At 45.1% G+C, this 24,049-nt stretch carries 12 protein-coding genes; 10 read left to right on the top strand and 2 right to left on the bottom strand.

Features of this window, described 5'->3' with window-relative positions:
• Positions 1–418 precede the first annotated feature (418 nt).
• From NAF29_RS06740 to NAF29_RS06760, 5 genes are all read left to right on the top strand, one after another.
• Entirely contained in the window at positions 419–3,436 is a 3,018-nt protein-coding gene (locus tag NAF29_RS06740; RefSeq protein ID WP_251260713.1) for a TonB-dependent receptor, read from the top strand.
• A gap of 201 nt (positions 3,437–3,637) precedes the next feature.
• A complete protein-coding gene (locus NAF29_RS06745; RefSeq protein WP_251260714.1) occupies positions 3,638–5,188 on the top strand; it encodes a tryptophan halogenase family protein in 1,551 nt (516 codons plus the stop codon).
• Between the two features lie 31 nt (positions 5,189–5,219).
• A complete protein-coding gene (locus tag NAF29_RS06750; protein ID WP_251260715.1) occupies positions 5,220–5,948 on the top strand; it encodes a SapC family protein in 729 nt (242 codons plus the stop codon).
• 17 nt (positions 5,949–5,965) lie between these two features.
• The gene (locus NAF29_RS06755) at positions 5,966–7,507 is read left to right on the top strand and encodes a tryptophan halogenase family protein (protein WP_251260716.1); all 1,542 of its coding nucleotides are present in this window, start codon (positions 5,966–5,968) and stop codon (positions 7,505–7,507) included.
• Positions 7,508–7,522: 15 nt separating this feature from the next.
• Positions 7,523–8,239, top strand: a complete 717-nt coding sequence (locus NAF29_RS06760; protein ID WP_251260717.1) for a SapC family protein — start codon at positions 7,523–7,525, stop codon at positions 8,237–8,239.
• A gap of 73 nt (positions 8,240–8,312) precedes the next feature.
• Here NAF29_RS06760 and NAF29_RS06765 read toward each other — a convergent pair whose 3' ends face one another.
• Positions 8,313–9,314 (bottom strand): cupin-like domain-containing protein, encoded by a 1,002-nt coding sequence (locus tag NAF29_RS06765; RefSeq protein ID WP_251260718.1) that lies wholly within the window; start codon positions 9,312–9,314, stop codon positions 8,313–8,315.
• 411 nt (positions 9,315–9,725) lie between these two features.
• On the opposite strand from NAF29_RS06765, the gene NAF29_RS06770 reads away from it, so the two are divergent.
• From NAF29_RS06770 to NAF29_RS06795, 5 genes are all read left to right on the top strand, one after another.
• A complete protein-coding gene (locus tag NAF29_RS06770; RefSeq protein ID WP_251260719.1) occupies positions 9,726–10,769 on the top strand; it encodes an alkene reductase in 1,044 nt (347 codons plus the stop codon).
• 85 nt (positions 10,770–10,854) lie between these two features.
• A complete protein-coding gene (locus tag NAF29_RS06775) occupies positions 10,855–11,295 on the top strand; it encodes a DUF3859 domain-containing protein (RefSeq protein ID WP_251260720.1) in 441 nt (146 codons plus the stop codon).
• A 469-nt stretch (positions 11,296–11,764) separates the two neighbouring features.
• The gene (locus NAF29_RS18220; RefSeq protein ID WP_285817619.1) at positions 11,765–16,255 is read left to right on the top strand and encodes a di-heme oxidoredictase family protein; all 4,491 of its coding nucleotides are present in this window, start codon (positions 11,765–11,767) and stop codon (positions 16,253–16,255) included.
• Between the two features lie 807 nt (positions 16,256–17,062).
• Positions 17,063–18,193: a family 43 glycosylhydrolase gene (locus NAF29_RS06790; protein WP_251260721.1), complete on the top strand. Its 1,131-nt coding sequence runs from the start codon at positions 17,063–17,065 to the stop codon at positions 18,191–18,193.
• Between the two features lie 775 nt (positions 18,194–18,968).
• A complete protein-coding gene (locus NAF29_RS06795) occupies positions 18,969–21,878 on the top strand; it encodes a TonB-dependent receptor (protein WP_251260722.1) in 2,910 nt (969 codons plus the stop codon).
• A gap of 123 nt (positions 21,879–22,001) precedes the next feature.
• Here NAF29_RS06795 and NAF29_RS06800 read toward each other — a convergent pair whose 3' ends face one another.
• Positions 22,002–23,447 carry a sulfatase gene (locus NAF29_RS06800; protein WP_251260723.1) on the bottom strand — a complete coding sequence of 482 codons (1,446 nt, stop codon included), beginning with the start codon at positions 23,445–23,447 and terminating at the stop codon, positions 22,002–22,004.
• Positions 23,448–24,049 lie beyond the last annotated feature (602 nt).

Genomic DNA, 24,049 nt, shown 5'->3' on the forward strand with positions numbered 1-24,049 from the left:
GTGCTAGAACAACACGTGAGCTTTTGCTCTAATCAGATCTAAATCACATTTATGTATATTTCCTATGAGTCATTTTCTCATTGATTGTGATTATCATTTCGATGGTTGTGTTTGGGCGTCAGCCTTAAAAATTCGACATTTCACCAAGTTTTAAGGTTGCAAATGGTTGATATTGTGACCGGTACCACAATCTAAATTGTCGCATGTGGGGCTAGGCTGATCTAAAACAATGATTTGCTCATAATTCTCTACGTATAAAGTGATGTGTGATGGTGTTGCATAAACTTTATCGCTTTGTTAGCTTCGTCATCAACATCAGTGTTAGCGATAACATAATTTTATAGTCGAATTAACCGCGACAACGGCTGATGTACTAAAAATAACTCAATAAACAAAATCCAGGGGAAAGGGGAAAACAATGCAAAACGCAATGAAGCCCAAGTTATTATCACTAGCAGTTGCTTCAGTTTTGAGCGCAACAAGCTATAGCGCTTTGGCTCAAGAAGCTGAAGCGGTTGAGGCGGCACCGACTGATGAAACAACGGAAGTAATTCAGGTGACCGGTATTCGCGGGTCTTTGAATAAAGCTGCTGATATTAAGCGAAGCTCTGCTGGTGTTGTAGACGCTATCTCTTCAGAAGATATTGGTAAATTTCCAGACACTAACCTAGCTGAATCGTTGCAGCGTATTACGGGTGTCTCGATTGACCGTCAAAATAACGAAGGTAATCGAGTGACCGTTCGTGGTTTCGGCCCAGACTTCAACTTAGTTACGTTGAACGGGCGTACGATGCCTACGGCTGCAACCGACCGCAACGTGAATTCTTCACGAGCATTTAACTTCAACGAAATTGCTTCTGAATCAGTCAGTGGCGTTGAGGTTTATAAAACAGCGAAGGCACGCAATGCATCGGGCGGTATCGGTGCAACAATTAATATTCAAACGCGTAAACCCTTTGACTTTGATGAAACAAAATATAGCTTTTCTGCAAAAGGTGTTCATGACACAACAGTAGAAAAGGGTGACAACATCACTCCTGATATCTCAGGTATGTTCTCGACTAAATTTGCTGACGATACATTCGGTATTTTAGTGGCGGCTTCGTATCAAAAACGCGACAACCGCGAAGAAATTTCTGCGTCTGATGGTTGGTTACCAGAAAATCTCAATGCGATCCCAAGAGAAAACTTGAACTTTGCTAACCCAGCAACTGAGCACTATTGGATGCCGCAGAACTTCAACGTTGACGTGTCTGATCACGAGCGTGAACGTATCAATGGTCAAGTGGTATTGCAGTGGGCACCAATCGATTCAGTTGAGGTTGCACTAGACTACACAATGTCTCGCTTTGAGGACGAAATAGAACGCAACCAGCTGGGTGTATGGTTTAATGGTGGTGGTGGTATTACTGGTGATGTCGATGCCAACGGTACAGTTACTAAGTTCACTCAAACAGACTCCAACGTAGATTTTTTTGGTTATTCTGACAAGCGTGAAACCGAAAACGACTCGATTGGATTGAACATTAAGTGGCAAGTGAATGACGGCCTAGATTTAGTGTTCGATGCGCACAGCTCTACTTCTGAAGCTCAGCCAGACAAAAACGCCAACGAAACATTTGCAATCACAGGTGTGGGTAACGTAGGTGGCGTGACAATGGATTACGGCCTTGGTACTGATATTCCAGGCATGTCTATTGATTTACTGAATGCCGGGAATACCCACGGTTATACTGACAGTTTGTATGATCAAGAAAACATTGGTTCCTTGTTTGTTGCTTCGAACGGCACTTATCAAAAAACAGACGTAGACCAGTTTAAGCTTGCCGGTACTTGGTTAAATGACGGCAACAGTGATTTAAATGCAATTCGTTTTGGTGCTGATTACACTAAGTATGAAACCAACACTCAACGTCGTCAGTCCCAGCGCAGTACCGGCTATTATAATGCGAATTTCCCATTTGCTTCTCGCGGTAATGTTGACACTGATGGTTGGGAATTAATTCCATTAAATGGCCTGTTAAGTGACTTCAGCAAAGGCCCCCTGCCTGAATACCTATACCGATACGATGTTGATGCGCATATTAATCAACTTGAATCACTTTGGTATGACGATCACATCGGTGAATCTCACCCAGCTTATGGTGAGACAATCACTGAAGATTACTTGACGACATTCAATGATGGCAACCTCATTCAAAACCACTTTATCGAAGAAAAGACCTACGCTTTGTACACGTCTTTTGACTTCCAAAGTGAATTCAATGGCATGCCTCTTAATGTGTTGGCCGGTGTTCGCTATGAGCGCACAGAAGTCAATGGCAGCAGCTTAGCGCCAGAATACACGCACTTGCGTTGGAACTCAGGTAATGAGATGGCTGTGACGAACACTGGTGAAGAGTTCTTCACTGACCGTGACAGTAGCTACACTGAGTTTTTGCCAAGCTTAGACATGGACATCGAGATTGTTGAAGACGTCATCGCACGTTTCTCATACAGCAATTCTATGGCTCGCCCTGACTTGAATGCGATGCGTGAAACAGTGGCAATTGGAGAAACCAAAGCTTTTGGTAACTTAAATGCCAATGCCGGTAACTCAGCCCTGAAGCCTTACTTAGCGCAGAACTTCGACTTATCACTCGAATGGTATTATGACGAAGGAAGTTATGTTGCCGCGGGTTACTTTAAGAAAATCGTTGAAAACTTCATTGTTAATACATCGTCAGATCAAGAAATTGCAGGGTTAACAGACCCAGCATTCGGGCCTGATGCCGAAGCTGCAAAAGCGTCTGTTTCTGACCCTTCTGTCCAAGGCGACGTGTTGGCAGCTCTCCAAGGTATTCGTTTTGCTGCAGGTACTTGTGGTAACGCTGTACTTGGCCTAGACCCTGCTACTGGTGGCGCTGATTGTGCAATTATTGGCTTAGACAGTGATCCGCTTGCATCTTTCAATACGACAGCACCTCAAAATGGTGAAGACGCGAAAGTTGATGGTTGGGAAATCGCCCTTCAACATATGTTCTGGGATTCAGGTTTCGGTATTCAGACCAACGCAACGTTTGTGGATGGCGATGTTGATTATGATGTGACACAAGTTGGCGAGGCGTTCGCGTTAACCGGCTTAAGTGATTCAGCTAACTTTGTAGCTTTCTATGACAAAGACGGTATCCAAGTTCGTGCAGCCTACAATTGGCGTGACGAGTTCTTGGCGGGCATTGGTCAATTGCGTGTCTCTAACGAACCTGTATTTACAGAAGCCTATGGCCAGCTTGACTTGAATGCGAGTTACGATATCAATGAGAACCTCACAGTATTCTTTGAAGGTATCAACGTTCTTGAAGAAGAGTTCCGTCAACACGGTCGCTATGACAACCAACTTGTTCGAGCTGAACAGTATGGTGCTCGTTATGCGATTGGTATTCGCGGTACATACTAGTTGTTAAAATAAGTGTGTTCAAAGCCGCCTTCGGGTGGCTTTTTTTATGTGAAAAATAGTGTGATCTCGCTTGCATAGGCCCTTTGTTCTAACGATTTAAGTGAATGAATTACGCTATGATAGCGGTATCAATTGGTCGTTTTGTTCCAGTAAATACGACTGAAAAAATTTTCTTTAACGCTTCATTTTCGGTAGTGATTGATGAGCAACGATAGAGTTTTAAAGTTGGCGGTGGTGGGCGGAGGAAGTGCAGGTTGGCTAACCGCTGCGTTAGTTGCCGCACAACACGGGTTTGGAAAGGGCGTCTCGGTCACGCTTATTGAGTCTCCCGATGTGAAAACCATTGGAGTGGGCGAAGGCACTTGGCCAACTATGCGTGACACCTTACGAAAGATCGGAATTTCAGAGACCGACTTTATTCGTCAATGCGATGCATCGTTTAAGCAAGGCTCCAAATTCGTAAACTGGGTCAATGATACGCCCGGAGAGTTTTTCTATCAGCCATTTACAACCCCGGCTGGGTATTACGAAAAGTCGATTGTGCCGTATTGGAAGCCGCATGAGCAGCACGTATCATTTTCAAATGCGGTGTGTTTTCAAGAAGCTTTATGTGAACAGCAACGAGCGCCAAAGCTAATTACCACGCCAGAATACGAGGACATGGCCAATTATGGCTATCACCTTAATGCTGGAAAATTCTCAGAGTTATTGAAGCATCATTGCACTTCGGTTCTTGGCGTGTCCTATTTATCCGATCATGTCGATCACGTGAACTTCAACCACAGCGATGAAATTGAAAGCCTAACACTTCGAAATACAGGGTGTTTTAATGCGGATATCTTCATTGATTGCACCGGTTTTTCTTCGCTTTTATTGGGCCAATATATGGAGGTTCCGTTTGTTGATAAAAGTGATGTTCTGTTTATCGATGGTGCGCTTGCAACTCAAGTACCCTATGAGGAAGATGACGATCCAATTGCGTCCGCAACGCATTCAACCGCGCAAGAAGCAGGTTGGATATGGGATATTGGATTAGTTCATCGTAGAGGTGTTGGGCATGTGTTTAGTAGTAAATACATCACGCGCGAAAAGGCTGAGCTGCAATTGCGTGAGTACTTAAGAGCATCAATTGGCGATAAAGCAGATTCAATTGAAGTGCGATACATCCCCATTAAAAGTGGTCATCGAGAGGTTTTTTGGAAGAACAATTGCGTAGCAATTGGCTTGTCAGCAGGATTTTTGGAACCACTAGAGGCGTCTGCATTAGCGTTAGTTGAGTATGCTGCAACGCTATTAAGTGAACGTTTACCGCTATTCAAAGAAGCCATTCCAATCGTGGCCCAGAAGTTCAATCAAGACATGTCCTATCATTGGCAGAGGATTATCGACTTTCTCAAGCTGCATTATACATTGAGCCAAAGAAACGAACCGTTTTGGGTTGCAAACCGAGATGAGGCGACCATACCTGAAACGCTCAAAGAACAATTATTACAATGGAAATATCGTTTCCCTGAAAGTGATGAGTTTACTCATACCCGTGAAGTATTCCCTGCGGCTGGCTATCAATATGTACTTTACGGAATGGGCTTCAAAACTGAGGTGCCTGATTACATGCAATCGAAAGAAGGTGCGAGTCAAGCATTTGAATTGATGAAACAGAATCAAAGGATAACGGGGGAATTTTTGTCCCGTATGCCTACCAATCGAGAATTGTTAAATAAGATCCATGAATACGGTTTGCAGGTTCTATGAACTGCGCCTCAACATCAAGGTATTGAAGTAGATGTCTCAAATAGAAACAATTGATCCGGTTAAACATGCAATGCTAAAGATAGACCTGAATCGCAATGCTCACGGTCAAGATGAAGTGCATATTGTGGATGTTGTGCCCAATGAATTCAGGCATTTAATGGGCTATTTTCCGATTCTATTTACTAAAGATGCGACCACCGGTAGTTTTATTTTTGCCGCCATTATGGGATTTCAGGCGGGCGAAAATTTATTGCTTGAAGGTCACGGGTGGGATGTTCCTTATGTACCGTTAAATATTGCTCGACGCCCCTTTACCATTTCAGTTTCAGACAAGACCAATGATAAAGGCGAAACCGTTAGAGTGCCTAGCTTAGGCGTCGAGGTCGAAAACCCTCGAGTTGGAACGGGCAATGCCTTGTTTAGCAACGGTGAAGCAACGGATGCCCTGAAATTTGGGCACCAAAAAATATCGCAACTCATCACTGGATTAAATGTATCTCGCTCATACATTGAGCGCTTATCGACTCTGCAATTGATCACTCCACTCAATATCAAGATCACGCTAGTTGACGGTCACGTTCAAACATTTGATGGCTTATATACGATAGATGAAGACAAGTTCCGAGCGTTGCCCACAGATGAGATTGTAGCGATGCATAAATCCGGTTTGCTAGAGAGTGTTTATATGATGATTGGCTCGTTGAGCCAACTCGGTAATTTGGTAAAACGCAAGAACCAACGTCTTTCTACAGGTACGTAATGTACCGAGGTTGTAGTATGAAAAAAATAGAAAAGATCCTAATCGTTGGCGGCGGCACAGCCGGTTGGATGACCGCAGGAACAATAGCTGCTGCCCACGGTGAACGAGTATCAATCACATTGGTGGAGTCGCCCAACATCAAACCCATCGGAGTGGGCGAGGGAACTTGGCCGACGATGCGTTCAACGCTTGAGAAAATGGGTATCTCTGAAACAAATTTTATTCGAGAGTGTGATGTTTCGTTTAAGCAAGGAGCAAAGTTTGCTCAATGGGTCACTGGCGCAAAAGACGACGCTTACTACCACCCACTGGTGTTGCCGCAAGGCTTTTTTGAGGGCAATTTAGCTCCTTACTGGCTGCAACACGGCAAGGACAAATCCTTTTCTGCCGCCACTTGTTTTCAAGAACATCTCTGTGAGAAAAATTTAGCACCGAAGCAATTGAGTACGCCTGAATACAGCGCAGTTGCGAATTATGCATACCATTTGGACTCAGCAAAGTTTTCAGCTTTTTTGCAACGCCATTGCATTGAAAATCTGGGCATTCAACACGTGCTGGATGACGTGACCACAGTGAATGGTCTTGATGACGGCGATATTGCTTCGGTAGAAACACAGTCGAATGGTGCACTGGAAGCCGACTTGTTTATCGATTGTACAGGCTTCAAGTCACTGTTGCTCGGCGAACACTTAAATGTACCCTTCAAATCTTGTGCTGATGTATTGTTTATCGACCGCGCACTGGCAGTGCAAGTTCCTTATAAAAATGCAGATGATCCGATTGCGTCTCACACCATCTCAACGGCTCAAGAGTCAGGCTGGATTTGGGACATTGGTTTGCCCACGCGACGAGGTGTTGGGCATGTTTATTCAAGTCGGCACACAACTAAAGAGCGTGCGAGTGAAGAATTACGCCAGTATCTAACGGATACTGGGGTAGAAAATCCAAGCCAATATGAGTTTAGAGAGATTCCAATTAACTCAGGCCATCGAGAAAAATTTTGGCACCGAAATTGTGTCGCTGTGGGATTGTCGGCAGGTTTTCTGGAGCCGCTTGAGGCATCTGCACTTGTATTGGTTGAGCTATCAGCCTCAATGATTGCAGAGCAATTACCTGCGAATAGGCAGACGATGGATATTGTGGCTCGACGATTTAACGACACCTTCGATTATCGTTGGCAGCGCATTATCGACTTTCTCAAGCTGCACTACGTTCTTACTCAGCGCAAAGATACCGCATTTTGGCGAGACAATTGCGACCCTGCGACGATACCAGAAAGCTTAAAAGAGCTGATGACGCTTTGGAAATATCATCACCCTTGGAATCATGACTTTTCCAGAATCAATGAAGTGTTTCCCGCGGCGAGTTATCAGTATGTGTTGTATGGGATGGGCTTTGAGACAGAAGCGGGAGCTCACCCCTTAAGCGCGAAAGAGATTAAATTCGGCAATATGCAATTTCAACAGAATATGAAACATGCAGAGAAGTTAAGCAAGCACTTACCGACTAATCGAGATTTGCTCATGAAATTAAAGACACACGGCTTTCAAAAGGTTTAAGAAGGATAATAGGGTATGACAAAGTTAGTTTTAGTGGATGACATCAGTCATAAAAATACCAAAGTTCAGATTGAGAACTCTGCTCACTTAAACCCCGTGATTGATATGGTGCCAGTGGTGCCTAGCGAGATTGAGAAAATAGCATCATGCTTGCCTGTTTTTTTAATGAAAGAACGTGAAAACTCCAACTTTATATTTGTCACTATTTTTGGTTTTGAAGTGGGCGAGAACTTGTGCATTAAAGATAAAAATTGGCGAACCCCCGTACAGCCATTAAACATACTTAGGCAGCCGTTTTTCTTAGATTCACATGGCAATGACAAACTGGCCTCGCTTTGCATTGATATGGACAATCCACGGGTTCAAGAAGCAACGGGAGAGCCTTTGTTTATTGCTGGCAAGCGCAGTGACTATTTAGAATATATCGTGTCGCTGCTGGCAGAGTTAAAGCAGGGATACGAAGACACACAACTTTTTGTAGAGCTATTACTTGCGAACGACTTAGTCGAGCCGGTTAATTTGGACATTAGTTTTGATGATGGTTCTCGTCGCCAATTTGAAGGTCTGTACAGCATCAATATTGATGAACTTGACCAAGTGCCAGAGCAGGCAAAAACTGAGTTTGAAAAGGCAGGCTACGTACCTAAAATGCTCGCCATGATGAATTCAGTTAGCCATGTAAAACAATTGATTGCGGCTAAAAATGAGCAATTGGCCGAGCAAGCGCTGTAATACTTTAAACCTTATCGAAGGCCTTTCGCTTGGTCTTCGGTGGTGCTTGCTATGCTCACACAGTTATTCATCGCTATAAGCGATCTTTGATGAACTTCTTGGTATGTTGAATGACCGCTGGCGTCAATTCACCTGTGCATCCCCGAGCATGCTCTGGGATGTGAGCGTGATTGCCTTCGGACGCTTTAAATACATAGTGCTCGAATAGATCCTTCCAACTATTTCTTTGAGCCTCTGGCAAGTCTCTAATCGTCATCATAGCATGCATAAGCGCGTAAAGAGGATTGCCGCCATGAACCCCCGAACCATCCCACCAATAGTTGGCTAACACATTAAATTCAGACAATGACTCTACGTGATGCCACCACAATGGTGGTAAATACAAGGCGTCTCCTGGTTCCAAATCTGCAACTAGGGCGTGTTCCATCGCTTTGGAAAATTTTGGGTGTATCGACTGATCTGGTGACTTTAAATTAACGAGGCTTACAGGTTGGCCTGCCATATTAAATTCCAGTGGCCCAACATATAGGTTTTCAAGTTGTGACATAGGAATGAGCGTGAATTTACGCTTACCCGCAACACAGCAAGCGATATTGTCGACGGAGTCGTAATGAGTGGTGACCGTGGATTCATTGCCAATCCAGATTAATGGATCCACATCTTCATTCGTTGGGCTCAGTTGATTTTCCTCTGAGAATCCAGGAAACCATTGCTGTGACGATGTGGCTCCGACATAAATCGATTTGCTGTCGGCCCCTAAATCGCTCAACAGGCGTTGTAGTACCAATTTAAGATTGACCTGTTTCCGCTCAAAATTAAACCCTGTCATGGTCTCGTTGTAATAGAATCGTCCCTCAATACTCGACTCTCCCACCATAGCAACGACTGGTTTTCCCTGATAGAAATTCAACAAATAACGACACAGTGAATCTGCTGATTGTAAGCCATGCTGAACCGATGGCCACTGGCTCACAAGCCCCTTCAGTAGCAGTGGTTCATCAGACTTTGCCACTATTTCTTGAATGTTTTGCGCATCAACATTGGAGATGGTTTTTACATGTTTGGCACTTAGCATAGGGTCTATACTCTTACGTTATTGAGCGCTCAATGCGGCTGATAGCAACACGTCTTGCCGCAATTATTTGGCAACTATAGTGTTTATATATTCGAGCGTTTTTTGTTGTACTTCATGCAGTGATCATGTCTGCAAGGCGCAACCGGAGCATCAAAACCGAATATGAACCGGCTCAACGCTGCAATACCCGCTCATCTAAAAGTGTTAAAACTAGGCACGGTTATATGCAGGTGATTTCATCGCACTAAAGTTGAACTAGCATATGGTAGTGGTAGCGGTAACTCAAATTCGATTTGTATGCAGAGGGTGATTTGCTTCACATCTTGAAAGCGAACAAAACGCTCACACTCGACTCACTACGTTTACTTCATGTTTACGCTAGGCAATTTAAAAACGAAGGGACATTGATTCATGAGCACCGATATTTTATTTGAAAAGTACACACTCAACTCTGACATAACTTTAAAGAACCGGCTCATCATGGCGCCCATGACGCGTTGTATGGCGACAGACAAATTAGTGCCAACTCCTAATATGGCTGAGTATTATGCGCGACGTGCTGATTGCGGGTTGATTATCAGTGAAGCCACAATTATTAGTCCCGAAGGCCAAGGCTACATCAATACGCCTGGAATTTTTAGCGCTGAACAAATTGCGGGATGGAAATTAGTCACTCAAAAAGTGCACGAGCATCAAGGTAAGATATTCTGTCAGCTTTGGCATTGTGGCCGTGTCGCTCATTCACACTTTAGCGGCCATACCCCTTATGCACCTTCGCCGTTAGGGGTTGAAGGCTCTGTTCCAAGAATGCGTGAAGCCACCTATGAAGTCCCTGTTGAAGCGACAGATACGATTATTGAAGGGTGGATAGAGGCCTATGCTCAAGGAGCTAAGAACGCAGTCGAAGCGGGATTTGATGGCGTAGAAATTCATGGTGCCAATGGTTATTTAATTGATCAGTTTTTGCATTATGCAAGCAATGTTAGAGAAGACCTGTGGGGCGGCAGTGCAGAAAATATGGCTCGCTTTGCGTTGGCTGTGGTTGACCGTGTTGTTGACGCCGTTGGTGCGCATAAAGTGGGTTTGAGATTGTCTCCCGGTGCTTATTTCAATATGGACGGCGATGAGCGTGATCGTGCCGTTTTTGACTACTTATTGATGGAACTTGATAAGCGCAGTATTGCTTATCTGCATGTGGGCGTTTTTGATGACGCCATGACATTTGAATATTTAGGAGGTTCTATGTCGGCGTACATGCGATCACATTCGGCACATACCTTAGTTGGGGTGGGTAGCTACACAGCAGCAACGGGGCGTGAAGCGGTGCAGAACAATCAATTTGATTTGTTAGGGATTGGACGCCCGATGATCGCCAATCCGTATTACGCAACAAAGATCCAAAAGAGCGAGGCCATAGTTGACTATAATGAAGCAATGTTGGCTGAATTGAACTAACTTGGCTTGCGGCCATGAATCAAGTGCGTACGGGGAGTGTTTTGTTTAAAATGCTGCCTATCATTTTCTTCTCTTGAAAACTGCAATGGCTAAATCAAAATATAGTGCGCGTGTTGTTTGTGTTGGTATCTATGACGGATGGGACGAGACAAGTAAAAAACTTCCTCAAATTAAAGAATATACGCGCCATATTATTGCTGAAATTGATGTTGAATTTGGTTTAATTATCAATATTAAAAAAGCTAAAGGACGCTTGATTCAATGGTGTATTGACCATCCATCGATTCCTGATGAGGAAGGTGAGGTTATGGCGCCTTTTGAAGGAAGCGAGCATGTGACTGACAACGACTGGACGTTCTACTTAGGCGATACTATTTGGGCTCCGGTTGATAATAAAGGTGGCAATTGGCGAATGACTATTGAGCTTGACGGCGACGTGATTGCTGACGAAACCTTTGACGTCGAAGTGGATGAATATAATGTGTTACAAGACGATAGTTTTTGGCTGGGAAGACGTCGTCGCTAACGTTCCTAATTTGTTATTTTGACCATAAGTCCCGTTAATTTTATCGGATACCCTTCTAGACTCTTTGTTCCACTGTTGAATATTTAACTTATTGTTAGTTAAGTGTTTTAACAATTCTTTGAATTAGAGTTAAAGCGTAAATGTAGCGCTCTCTCACGTTTTTAAATCTTATATTGACGCATTTTCACATTTTAATGTGATCGATAACATTTTCTTGTTTATAGTGGGCTGGCTCGTATTAAGTTGAGGCTTGTTCCGGACCTTTTCTGAAACTTCATTGTGATCACTGTTGTTAGCTTTGAATAACAGAACGATAGAAAAGCAAAAATAAAAATGAATAGTCTTTCTATTGCTGTGGTCTGTGCCCGCCTTTTCAGAGCAAACAGAAAAAGCGAAATAAAACACAAACATCAATCGACAGTGGCCGGTTGTTGTTGTGATTTGTAAATCAGAGATTCAGGAGAGACTCATGGATATTCACAATCGCGTTTCAAGGCGCATGCTCGGCATGTGTGTTGGCGCGGCCTTAACCGCAATGTCAGCTTCTGCCATTGCAATTGAGGGTAAATTTGTTCCGGATAATGGAGTTTTATTTACCATTGGGCAAGACGCAGACAGTATTAACAACTATTCATCAAGCATGGGAATCGTCCCTGCTGGTGTCACTAATTATGTGGGCATTGTTGAATTAGATGGTTTACTGAGTAATGCAGACGCCGGCGCCGGCCGTAATAATATTGCCGAGATAGCCGAAAATTACCCCGACAGTGCGCTTGTAGTTGGCGTGTCGATGAACGGTAAGATCAATGAAGTTGCTGAGGGACAGCACAACCGTAATATCGACATATTACTCGACACGCTTGCGGGATATGACCGTCCCGTTTATTTGCGTTGGGCATACGAAGTAGATGGGCCTTGGAATGGGCATAACCCAACAGATCTAATTAAGTCGTTCCGCGATGTTTACGATCGTGTTCAGGAAAAAGGGTACGGCAATCGTATCGCCATGGTATGGCAGACAATGTCTTACTGTCCTGTCGATTCAGACATCCAACAATGGTATCCAGGCGATGCATATGTTGATTGGATTGGACTGTCATATTTTTCCCCGCAAGATTGTGGTTTCCGTGAGGTTAGAAAGACCGCTGATTTTGCCGTTCAACGCAATAAGCCTCTGATGATCAATGAATCGGCTCCTCAGCGTTACGCCATTGGTGAACTTAGTTATTCAGACGATGCCGCCACAGGAACCAATCGCCAAAGTCGAACGGCGGATCAAATCTGGAATGAATGGTTTGTAGGCTATTTCGATTTTATAGATAGTTACTCTGAACATTTAAAAGCGGTCACGTATATCAATGCAAATTGGAATGCACAATCTCGCTGGGCCTCTGGCAACGAAGGCTATTGGGGTGATAGTCGCGTAGAGTCAAACCAAGCAATCAAAGCGAATTGGCAAACAGAGATGGACAATGGTGACATCTCGAATGAAACTCTGATTTACCGTTCTTCTCCTGATCTTTTTACACAACTCGGGTATGGCCAAAGTGGCGACTCAGGTGGCGACTCAGGTGGCGATACAGGTGGTGATACAGGTGGCGATACCGGCGGAGGCGTAGATCCTATTGAATTTGAAGCGGAAGCGGGTCAAGTCTTGGGCGGCGCGAGCGTTTACTCCGATGGCTCTGCCTCTGGCGGTTCTGGTGTTGCGTATATTAGTAGCAATGGAGCAGGGTTCCGAATCACGAATGCTCCGGCTTCCGATAGCTTAGACATTGTTTATGCATCAGAGCAGTCAGGCCAAATCTCGGTTTATGTGAACGGTGCTGATAATAATGTGCCGTTTTCATCAACGGGTGCATGGGGCGGAAACTATTCGACCACCACAGCCAATGTGTCTATTCCTGAAGGCGCAACCGTAGAAGTGCGTTTTGACAATGGCGAATCAGCGATGAACGTTGATTACATTGTGTTCAACGGCACAACAGGTGGCGACACAGGTGGTGACTCTGGCGGTGACACAGGTGGTGGCGTTGGTTTCGTCTTCGGTTTAGAAGCTGACGGAACGCTTTATCACTACGACGGTGGTCAAACAGCAGGTTTCGTTTACCTTTGTGTGAATGGAGACTGCCGTATACCTGAGTTAAATGGTGAGCGCTATGAGCTTGAAACAGGCTTCACCTCAGGCAGCTACACCATTGAATTCAAAGTACAAGACAACTCAACTGGGCAATGTATTGCTACAGCCAATGACGTGAGCCCTGGAGCTGGCGTAGTTACGTCTGCGTGCACTGATCAAGTTGGTGGCGGTGATACAGGTGGTAATACTGGCGGCGACACAGGTGGCGATACTGGCGGTGACACAGGTGGTGATACTGGCGGTGACACAGGTGGTGATACTGGCGGTGACACAGGTGGCGATACTGGTGGTGACACAGGTGGCGATACTGGTGGTGACACAGGTGGCGATACTGGTGGTAACCCTGATGCGCCAACTGCAGTCGTTTCATCAAATGCTCAATTTGGTGACTTCTTAGTGGGTGGTGAGAACTCAAGCCTACCGGGTTACACGCTTTACACTTTCACCGTTGATGCTGGCGGTACTAGCCAATGTGATGGTGGCTGTGCGACAACTTGGCCTCCTCTCGTTGTTGACTCAGCAGACGACATCGTAGCTCCAGCGGGTGTAAACCTTGGTACGTTGGCGCGCAATGACGGTCGCTTGCAGGTGACATTGAATGGAGACAACTTGTACTTCTTTGCAAACGATAACCAAGCTGGCGACACCATAGGTGATGGCGTGAATGGCGTATGGTTTGTTGCAGAGCTAAGTGGCACAGGTGGTGATACTGGCGGTGGCACAGGTGGCGATACAGGTGGTGACACAGGCGGCGAAATTACGGATTACGGCGTAACGGCGTTGAACAACAACAGTGCAACCATCTGGTTCTTAGCTCAGCCAGATTGGCCAACAACGGGTACTTTCTACCTCTGTAAAGATGGTGAAGCGGATTGCTACCCTGCGGAATTCAATGGTGATCGTTGGGAATATGATCATACGAACTTCGCAAACGGCCAAACATACAACCCACAGTTGAAAGTTCCTGGCGTAGGTTCTAACGACTTCCCAACCTTCTCATTCTCTTGGGATGGCGGTAACGTTGGTGTTGGTGACACAGGTGGCGACACTGGTGGAAACGCTGGTTCATTCGCTCACTTAGACTGGGAGTTTAACTCGCACAACTCCACTGAAAACCAAGTGCCGCACAATGAGAATGCTGTTGGCCCTGCACCACATATGTCTCAACATCTCAAAACACCAGAAAATGGTTCTCAACCAACCATCTATGGTTTCGCGTTTGACTTGAATGGCAGCACGTTCACATGGACTTGGGGTCCAAGCATCATCAAACAAGCTGGTGATTCAGGCCTTGAAGTTTACTGTTCTGAAGATGACGGCATGACGTATGAAGGTGCAGCGTTCAATGGCGGTACTGCGACTGTTCAGTGTTCTGAACCTTACATTTACTTCTTCCGCTATGATCACCCAACTGCGTTGAACAACAACAATGCATCGGGCTACATTTACACAGGTAGTTTCACGACTGAAGGTGGACGCTTGCCAGTTGTGAATGGTCGCCCTCAGTATGAATCATTTAGCGATGGTTCTGCGAACTGGATGCGTTTCCGTCACCCAATTTCTGGTGATGGTACAACTGCAGCTGTGTTGGATGCACAACATAACAACGACTCACTTCGCTTCTTGGACCGTTACACCATTTGGGTTGACGATTCACCAGGTAACGTAAGCATGCAAGGCACTGTAACAGGAGACGTATTGCGTAACGAAGCGATGCGTAGCCATGGTGGTCCGAATGGTCAGCAGTTCTTCGCAGAAGTAACCAGCGGTAACCTAGGTTGGGGTGATGTGTTCAGCTACGGTCAGGTGATTCAATTCGAAATTAGTGCAATTGCCGGAGCAAGTGGTGCTCAAACTTATAATGACTTCTCTTACTACACAGTGGGTCAAGGTTGGGGGGCATACGGTGATGTTCGTTTGAACTCAGCAGGTAAAGCCGGTACCACAATGTGGTTCTCTGATTCAGGTGCTTACTCAGATCTTGAATACAACGCTACGTTCACTCAGCCTTTAGCCACTGTTCACAAAGAGCAAATGGTTGATGACTTCATCGTGGGGCACCACTTGTTCCATGGTGTGGACCCACGTAAGCAGCGTTCATCTACGTTCGATGATCCAGACGTCCAAATCGGTGGCCGTACTTGTGGTGGCTGTCACTTCCGCGATGGTCGTGGTTCAGAAGTGATTCAAACTGCTAAAGGTCCACGTTTGCCGATGCCTACGTACGGTGTGAAGCTTCTTGAAGCGATTGAAGGTCGACAAACTGGTTTCGCTTGGGATGGCTCTGCGCCAACTGTAAGAGATCAAATCATCAATGCGTTTGAGAATGACCACAATGTAGATTTCTCTGAAATCGATGCTGGTACGGACCACCCTGTGGTTGACTTGATAACGGCTTACACTGAGTTGCTAACCGTTCCAAACCGAGATCCAGGTGCATACGATGATCCGACAGTTGTTCAAGGTGACAAAGTGTTTAACGACATTGGTTGTGCGAGCTGTCACACACCGGTTCAGAAAACACGTGCTGATGTAGACACTCACTTACGCAACTTGACGATTCGTCCATATACCGACATGAAGTTGTGGGATTTGGGTGAAGGTGACTTCCGTACACCAGCACTTTGGGGCTTAGGCCACAACCTCAACATTCTTGAGCGCAACGGTCGCGATGTGTTGTGGATGCATGATGGTGCTTCAACGAGCTTAGAAGAAGCAATTCAACGCCATGGCGGTGACGCATCTGGCGTACGCTCTGCGTACAACGGACTTTCCAACTCAGATAAGAGTGCGGTCAAAGCGTTTGTTAAAACCCTTTAATACCTAGGGAATTTTCAAACCCACTTAAAAAAGCCGCTGCATCAATAGCGGCTTTTTAATGTCTCTAATTGTTGTCGATAACATTGCTTGGTTTTATGGTTCCATTTAATTTGGCTTAGATCGTGAGAGAACGATTGTTCAGGTTTTTTATTTGCTTAAATAGCCTTTATTTTCTTGCTGTGTCACATTAATTAAACCTTGTTAACATTGTGGTTACGATTTGTTGATCTGGATCAAAGGGACGGTGTGAGATGGGTTGTTTCCCTTAACATGACTTCGGTTGAACACCGACAAAACCATCATTTACTTTTAACTAATGGGGCTGGTTTCGACTCGTTTTTTTGCGGTATGCTCTTGAACTTGGTGTGTTTTGAGCTTTGATACCTAAAGTAATTAGAGATGCTTGTAGGCGGCAAGGGAGTTCAGCCCATGAGCTTAGTAAACTTAGTAATTGGGGTGAACGAGCGCAGCCAACACCCAAGCATCTTCAAGTAAGAAGGGTATGGAAACAGCAAACAAGCAAAAATAAAGGGGATAGGGATTTTTGAAACAAGCATCAGCCGGCATAGACGCCCCTGTTGACATCCTTGTGGTACTTTTGAAGAAAGAATTCCGGATCCTCTGAGTCAATTGAGCATTATTCGTCCTAATACCGCGTTTTTGATTGATTCGCGTACACTAGAGATCAACAGAATCAGGAGCTTTCATTAAAAATGTTGAAACTTTTTCTGAAGCCATACCTGAATGTTCTATTCATACTGCTACGTTACAGATCTCTGTAAGCTAGCAATTAAGTAGTGAGCAGCAATGTATAAAACTATCTTTCAAGCAATTTCTCTGGGCTTATTGGCAAGTTCGTTTTGTCTTCAAGCCCACATCCTGGCCGATCATATAAAACAGGATCAAAGTCTTTCTGAAAGCAATCTTCCTTATGGTCATGTGGACGTAAAAGCTCCCAACTTACAGGTGCCCGCGAGTACTAAGCCTCTGTTTGAACAGTGGATGCGAGATACCTTTGTCAAGCTGGGACACGATGGTTACTACTACCTGACCGGTACCTCTAAGATTGAGGGGAACCCTAATGCCAGAAACGATACTCCAGGCATTTTGCTTTGGCGCTCTAAGGATCTCAAGCAGTGGGAGTTTGTTGGTAATGTTTTTGATTTTAATAAAGTTGATAGCTGGCAAAAAAATTACGACGTTAAGCGTAAGCGCCGTACCATGTGGGCACCGGAAATTCATTACATTAAAAGCCTAAAGACCTACTTCATTATTGCGTGTACGCCCTACAATAGCGAAACGTCAAAGCGGGGCACTTATATTTTGCGCAGCACCAGCGGCAAAGCCGAAGGGCCTTACGTTAACATTAAGGCGAATGAAACTACGGCAATGAACTCGCGTATTGATGGCAGCTTGTTTGAAGATGAAGATGGCACCGTTTACCTGGTTAGCCTCGCTAAACATATCGCTAAAATGAAGCCTGATATGAGCGATATTGCTGAACCCTATCAGGTTATCAAACAAACACCATATGACAATGAGCCTTACATAGAGGGGGCTTATATGGTGAAAGAGGGCGGTAAATACCACCTGATCCATGCTATCTGGAGCTATAAATTACCAGACGGTAGCTATGCCTATGATGAAGACTATAAGAATAAGAACAGCGTACTGACCCAAAGCGAGCAAAAAGAGGCTCGCTATAGCTATGATGTAGTAATTGCGTCGGCGGACTCTCCCTATGGCCCGTTTGGGCCGCGTTATACGTCTGTTATTGGTGCAGGGCACAATAACCTCTTTAAAGATAAAGCGGGCAACTGGTGGGCGACTATGTTCGGTAATCCGCGCGAAAGTGGCCTGAAGAAAGCATTTGTCGCCCGGCCAGCTGTGTTTCAAATGGAGTATAAGGGGGAGCGTTTTTACGCTAAGCCTGATTAGCTTTTATGAAAAGGCGCACGGCATGCTAAGGGCTGTCTGTCTTTACTCGGCGTGGTTCGCCTATGGTAGACAATTCATCAGAAGTTTTTGGCTCACTAAGGCTGGAGCCTTATTAGAGTTCAGTGCGGCGCAATATACAGCGTTGAGAAGATCACCTTACCTTTACCGCAGCGCCCCCTTACTGTTGTATCTACACTGGGGGTAACGGGGGTAAGAGATCGACAACACAGTCATCTTTCCAACTCAGATAAGAGTACGGTCAAAGCGTTTGTTAAAACCCTTTAATACCTAGGGAAGTTTCAAACCCACTTACAAAAGCCGCTGCATCAATAGCGGCTTTTTAATGTCTCTAATTGTTATCGATAACATTGCTTGGTTTTATGGTTCCATTTAATTTGTCTTAGATCGTGAGAGAACGATTTTTCAGGTTTTTATTTGCTTAAATAGCCTTTATTTTATTGCTGTGTCACATTAATTAAACCTTGTTAACATTGTGGTTACTGTTTATTGATCTGGATCAAGGGGAGGGTGTGAGATTGGTTGTTACCGTTAACATGTCTTCGCAGGGGTGGTTGAGTTGATGTTGAAGTATTTATTGTAAAGTCCAAAAGGGTTCTAGTTTCTTATCATGAACGTTGGGACGTTTGGACAGAGCATTGTTGAAACCCATTGTTGAAGTCATTTTCTGCCCTAAAGCCTGTACTCACCTGTGCTTAGTTTTGCGCGAACGGGGCCGGCTTATAACAAACAAAATTCCAAAATAAGGAAGTAAAAGATGAACTCTAGGCAGCAATCTCTATTCCGTTTAGCAGCAATTCCCAGTGCAATTGCAGTGGTACTCGGTTCAGTCAGTATGTCGACTTATGCTCAAAATGAAGGAAAGCCGTCAGCAGGGCTGAACACCGACGAAGTTGAAGTCATTAATGTTACGGGAATTCGTGGTTCACAAATTAAGTCTCAAGACATCAAGCGCAGTTCTTCCGGGGTTGTTGATGCCATCTCCGCTGAGGATATTGGAAAGTTCCCAGATACAAACTTGGCTGAATCACTTCAGAGGATCACGGGTGTATCGATTGACCGGGTGAACAACGAAGGGAGTAAGGTTACGGTTCGTGGCTTTGGTCCCGAGTTTAACTTGGTGATGTTGAATAATCGTCAGATGCCAACAGCTCAGGTTGGAGCAGAGTCAACTCGCTCATATGACTTTGCAAATATCGCATCAGAGAGTGTTTCAGGTGTAGAAATTTATAAAACAGGTAAAGCGGACATATCGAGCGGCGGTATAGGCGCTACGATTAATATTAAAACCGCTCGACCATTCGACAAAGCAGGTTTCCATAGCAGTGTTGGCGTAAAGGCCGTGACCGACCGAAGCGTGGAGCAAGGAGATGATTGGACGCCAGAAATTTCAGGTTTAGTGAGCAATACCTTTGCTGATGATACGTTTGGGGTGGGTTTATCGTTTGCCTATCAAGAGCGTGATAGCACTGAAAAATATGCCAACGTGGATGGGTGGTTGTCGAATCCCGATCATTCTGCGTCTACTGGCCCGATTGTTGATAATAACCAAAATCCGTATGGTAACACTTGGTATGCGCGCAACATGGGCTTCGGTCAGTCTGAAAATGAGCGCACACGAACCAATGGTCAATTGGTGTTGCAGTGGGCGCCCGCAGATAACATTGAAGCAACGCTCGACTACACCTACTCGAAACTAGAGCTCGATTCTGAAATTACCGCTTGGGGGCAGTGGCTCAATGGTAGCGCTGCTAATTTCTTAGGCGGTGAAATTGATGAACATGGCACCTATGTTCTTGCAAAAGAAACCGGTGGTGATTACATGGCCCGAGTTGCCAATAATTCCATTGAGAATGAAAACAAGTCCCTGGGATTCAATCTTAAATGGCAAGTCACAGACACGCTCGATTTAACCTTCGATGCTCACAGCTCCAATGCAAAAGCGGAAGCGGTGGACAATGGTAGCTTTTCATTCATGATCTTGGGCGCTGCCGGGGCGTCATCCGACTTTACATTCGATGCGCGTGGCAATGAAATTCCCACATTAGCTATGAACTGGAATGATTCGAGTGGCCTTGAAGCATCGGACTACCGGCCCTTGTTCGCAATGAACAATGCAGGCATGAATGATACCGACGTTGATCAATTTCAACTGAGTGGTACTTGGGTCAATGATAGCAATGATTCACTCACCTCGATTGATTTTGGGATTGCTCGAACTGAATTCGAAACCACGGCTAAAAACTATTCCAACCAATTCCCAACAAGTTGGTACGGCGACAGCGGAGAAGAGTTTCACGGTGATATGGAGCGAGTTGAACTCGGGGGTAACTTCCTTAGTGACTTCAGTGGCGGCGGCAGCGATATTTTAACGCCTTATTATTATCGTTATGACTTTGGCAAGGTGCTTGCCACTGCAGGTGACAAATACGGCTTTGATCTAGCCGATTTTGGAACACCCATTTCAAACCATAGCATTGAAGAAAAAACCGATAGCGCTTTCATTCAATTGAACTTTGAAAGCGAATTCAACGATATGCCTTTAAATGTAACGGCTGGGTTCCGCTACGAATCGACCGATGTTACGTCGCGCAGTGAGGAGCGCCTTGCCGAATCAATGCAGTGGAATGGGCCCAATGAATGGCAAACCAACTTTGCTACCGATAGCTCATTCTCTAACGACAAAGGCGAATACAAAGTATTTTTACCGAATTTAGATTTGAGTTTGGAAGTCGTTGAAGATTTGTACACTCGGTTTTCGTACAGCAAAACAGTGACACGTTCGAGTTTAACGGCGATGCGCGGCACAACCTCATTAACCAATTCACCTAAAGTGGGTAGCCGAGTCGGAAGCAAGGGTAACCCCGATCTCGACCCTTATAGCTCTGAAAATCTAGACGTATCTATTGAGTACTACTATGACGATGCGAGCTACGTATCAGTGGGCTGGTTTAATAAAGATGTGAGTAACTTTATTGCGACTGTGTTCGACGAAGGAGTCACTTACGATGGCATTCGTGATCCATACAATGGCCCAAGAGCACAAGCAGCCAGAGACGCGTTAGCCAATGACGGTATAGCGGCAACAGAGGAAAACCTCGTTGCTAAAATTCGTGAGATGGAAGGTTTGGGAGCCACAGACCCAATACTTCAAACGCCCGATGATCCATTGACTGAGTGGCAAATATCACAGCCCAATAATGTGGAAAACTTAACTATGCATGGCTGGGAAATTGCCGCGCAGCATTGGTTTTGGGACACAGGGTTTGGTGTATCTGCAAATGCTACCTTTGTCAGCGGTGACGTTGACTACGATGTTGAGTCCATCGAAGAGCAATTTGCATTGCCAGGCATGAGTGATTCATACAATTTATCGGGATTCTACGACAAAGATGGCTTGCAAGCTCGGGTAGCTTATAACTGGCGAGATGATTTCTTATCGGCGTTGGGTCAACCCGAAGCAGGCACAGAGCCGCAGTACACTGAGTCGTATGGTCAACTTGATGTAAGCGTGAGCTACGACATCAATGACACTGTCAACGTTTTTGTGGAAGGGCTGAACGTGCTTGAGCAAGAGCAACGGATTTATGGCCGCTATGAAGAACAGCTGATTAAAGCCACTCAAAACAGTGCGCGCTACGCGGTAGGAGTCCGCGCGAAGTTTTAATTCACATGTTGTGACTTTCTCACATTTATTAGCTTATGAAACAACACCGATTAATAAAGAAGTAACAGTGCGAGTGCCCTTGGGCGCTCGCACTGTGGTTTAAGGAAGGGGGGTGTTTGGCATTTAATGAAATTGCTGCTTTTGAATGGCACCTTCATTAAATCGCCCTCCTAAAGAGGGATACCACTTTGTGGGTAAAGACCTTTTCAGGCGCTCTTTAACTTTGTCATAATCGGGTTTATTGGCCAGGTTTGTCCACTCGTGAGGGTCGTTGTCGTGATCATAAAGCTCTTCTGAACCATCGGGGTATTGGATATAGCGGAAGCGAATATCACGCACTGATACAACCCCTGAACCATAGGAACTAATGGCTGGGCGATCCCAACGAGCATTAGGATCTTTCAGCAATTCGACCATGCTTTTTCCATCAATAGGGTTAGCTGGCATCTCAAGCCCCGCTAACTCAACTAAGGTCGGATAGAAGTCCACATTGACCACGGGCTGCTGAACAACCTTACCTGCGTTTAGTCCATCAGGTAGGCGAATTGCCAGCGGTACTCGAGCTGCTTGCTCCCAAACCGTCGCTTTTTCATAATGGTGTTTTTCCCCTAGGTGGTAGCCGTTATCGGACCAGAACAACACAATGGTGTCTTTGGCATTGGGGCCTTTATCTAGGGCTTTCATCACCTGACCCACATTCCAGTCGGCAAAGCTGGTACAGGCATAATAGCCATGCAGAACCCGGCGCCAGTTGGCTTTTTGCTTGTCACCTCCCAAGTCCCAACGCCCTTTCCAAATTTTTGAAAAAACCTGACCGGCGGCGGGAATATCATCCAGATCATCTGCTTTATAGCCCGCAGGAAATTGAATGGACTCGGGATCATACATGTCAAAGAAGCGTCTTGGTGCGGTATAGGGAGAATGGGGACGCCACAACCCGTAAACTGCAAAGAAGGGCTTATCATGTTGCTGGCTCAGGAACTCTCGCATCTTATCTGCATTGCGAATATCCGGGAAGTCGCTGTCTGGCCCATCCCACTCTTCAACGGAAAAGAACTTATTACCTTTTTGTTTGGCTGTCTGAATGTAATTGCTCTTTTTCGGCCAGGGGCCAAAACCGCCACCGGAAGTCTTATTGCTCCAATTCTTCTTATTTCGCTCTTTGGTCATTTTTGAGTGATAGAGCTTGCCGTGGCCGTAAGTCATGTAACCATTTCGCATAAATAGCTCTGTCATGGTTTCAATGTTTTCTAGTGGCCCTTTTTTGCGCCAAAAGTCGGCTTTGTTGTAATAACCGCCCGTGGTGTGGGGGTACAGACCACTGAAAAATGCAGTGCGGGAAGGACCACAAACAGGAGAGGCGGTATAGGCGTGGTTAAACACTACGGACTGCTGTTTGAGTAGATCCAGATTGGGTGTTTTGATAGGCGACTGGTCACCGTAAAAGGACCAGTCATTTTGATCATCGGTCATGATCACTAAAATATTGGGGCCTTTAGCGCTAGCTGTTGTGGCGAAGAGCCACAGGCAGAGCAGGAAAGCCTGAAAGAATCGGTTTGTGAACTTCATTCTAATTTTCCGTTGGCGATAACAAACTATTTTAGTATCCCTTATTAAATCTGAAAAAATGTTTTGTATGGGTGAAGGTTTGTTAGGGTTTATTAGAGGCTGCATCATTCACTGATTGTTTTCTGAATGTTGGCTTTAAATCGATATAAAAAACAGTATGTTGGTGTTCTTTTGTGGTGGTGTTTGATAGCGACTTATGACCGCGAACAATCATGAGAGAGAATAGTCTATGATGGGCGTATGTTTTGCTGATGGAAAAAAGCAATACCTCTGAAAAACCTTTAGCAAGCATGCGAGAATCTCTATTTACCCATACCTTTGATTTCAATAGGCTGCTGCTAGTTCGCAAAAGTCACGGGGGTGGCTAGGAGCTTTTGTTTTTGTCGCTATCTGTTCTGGCTTGGTAATTGTGGCATTCACTATACCACTACATACCTCTTTTACTGCTGAAGCGCGCAAAGCCTATTACCTTTGCGCATGAACAAAGCAGAGCAGTAAGCGGTGGTAAATCGAAATTGGTTTCTGGTAACTCCATAGTGTGGGCTGTAATGCCTTTGTTGATGAATTGTTCCAAGAGCCAAGAGAGAGTAGGGCTCGCAAGC

This window comes from Echinimonas agarilytica (assembly GCF_023703465.1).
GTDB lineage: Bacteria > Pseudomonadota > Gammaproteobacteria > Enterobacterales > Neiellaceae > Echinimonas > Echinimonas agarilytica.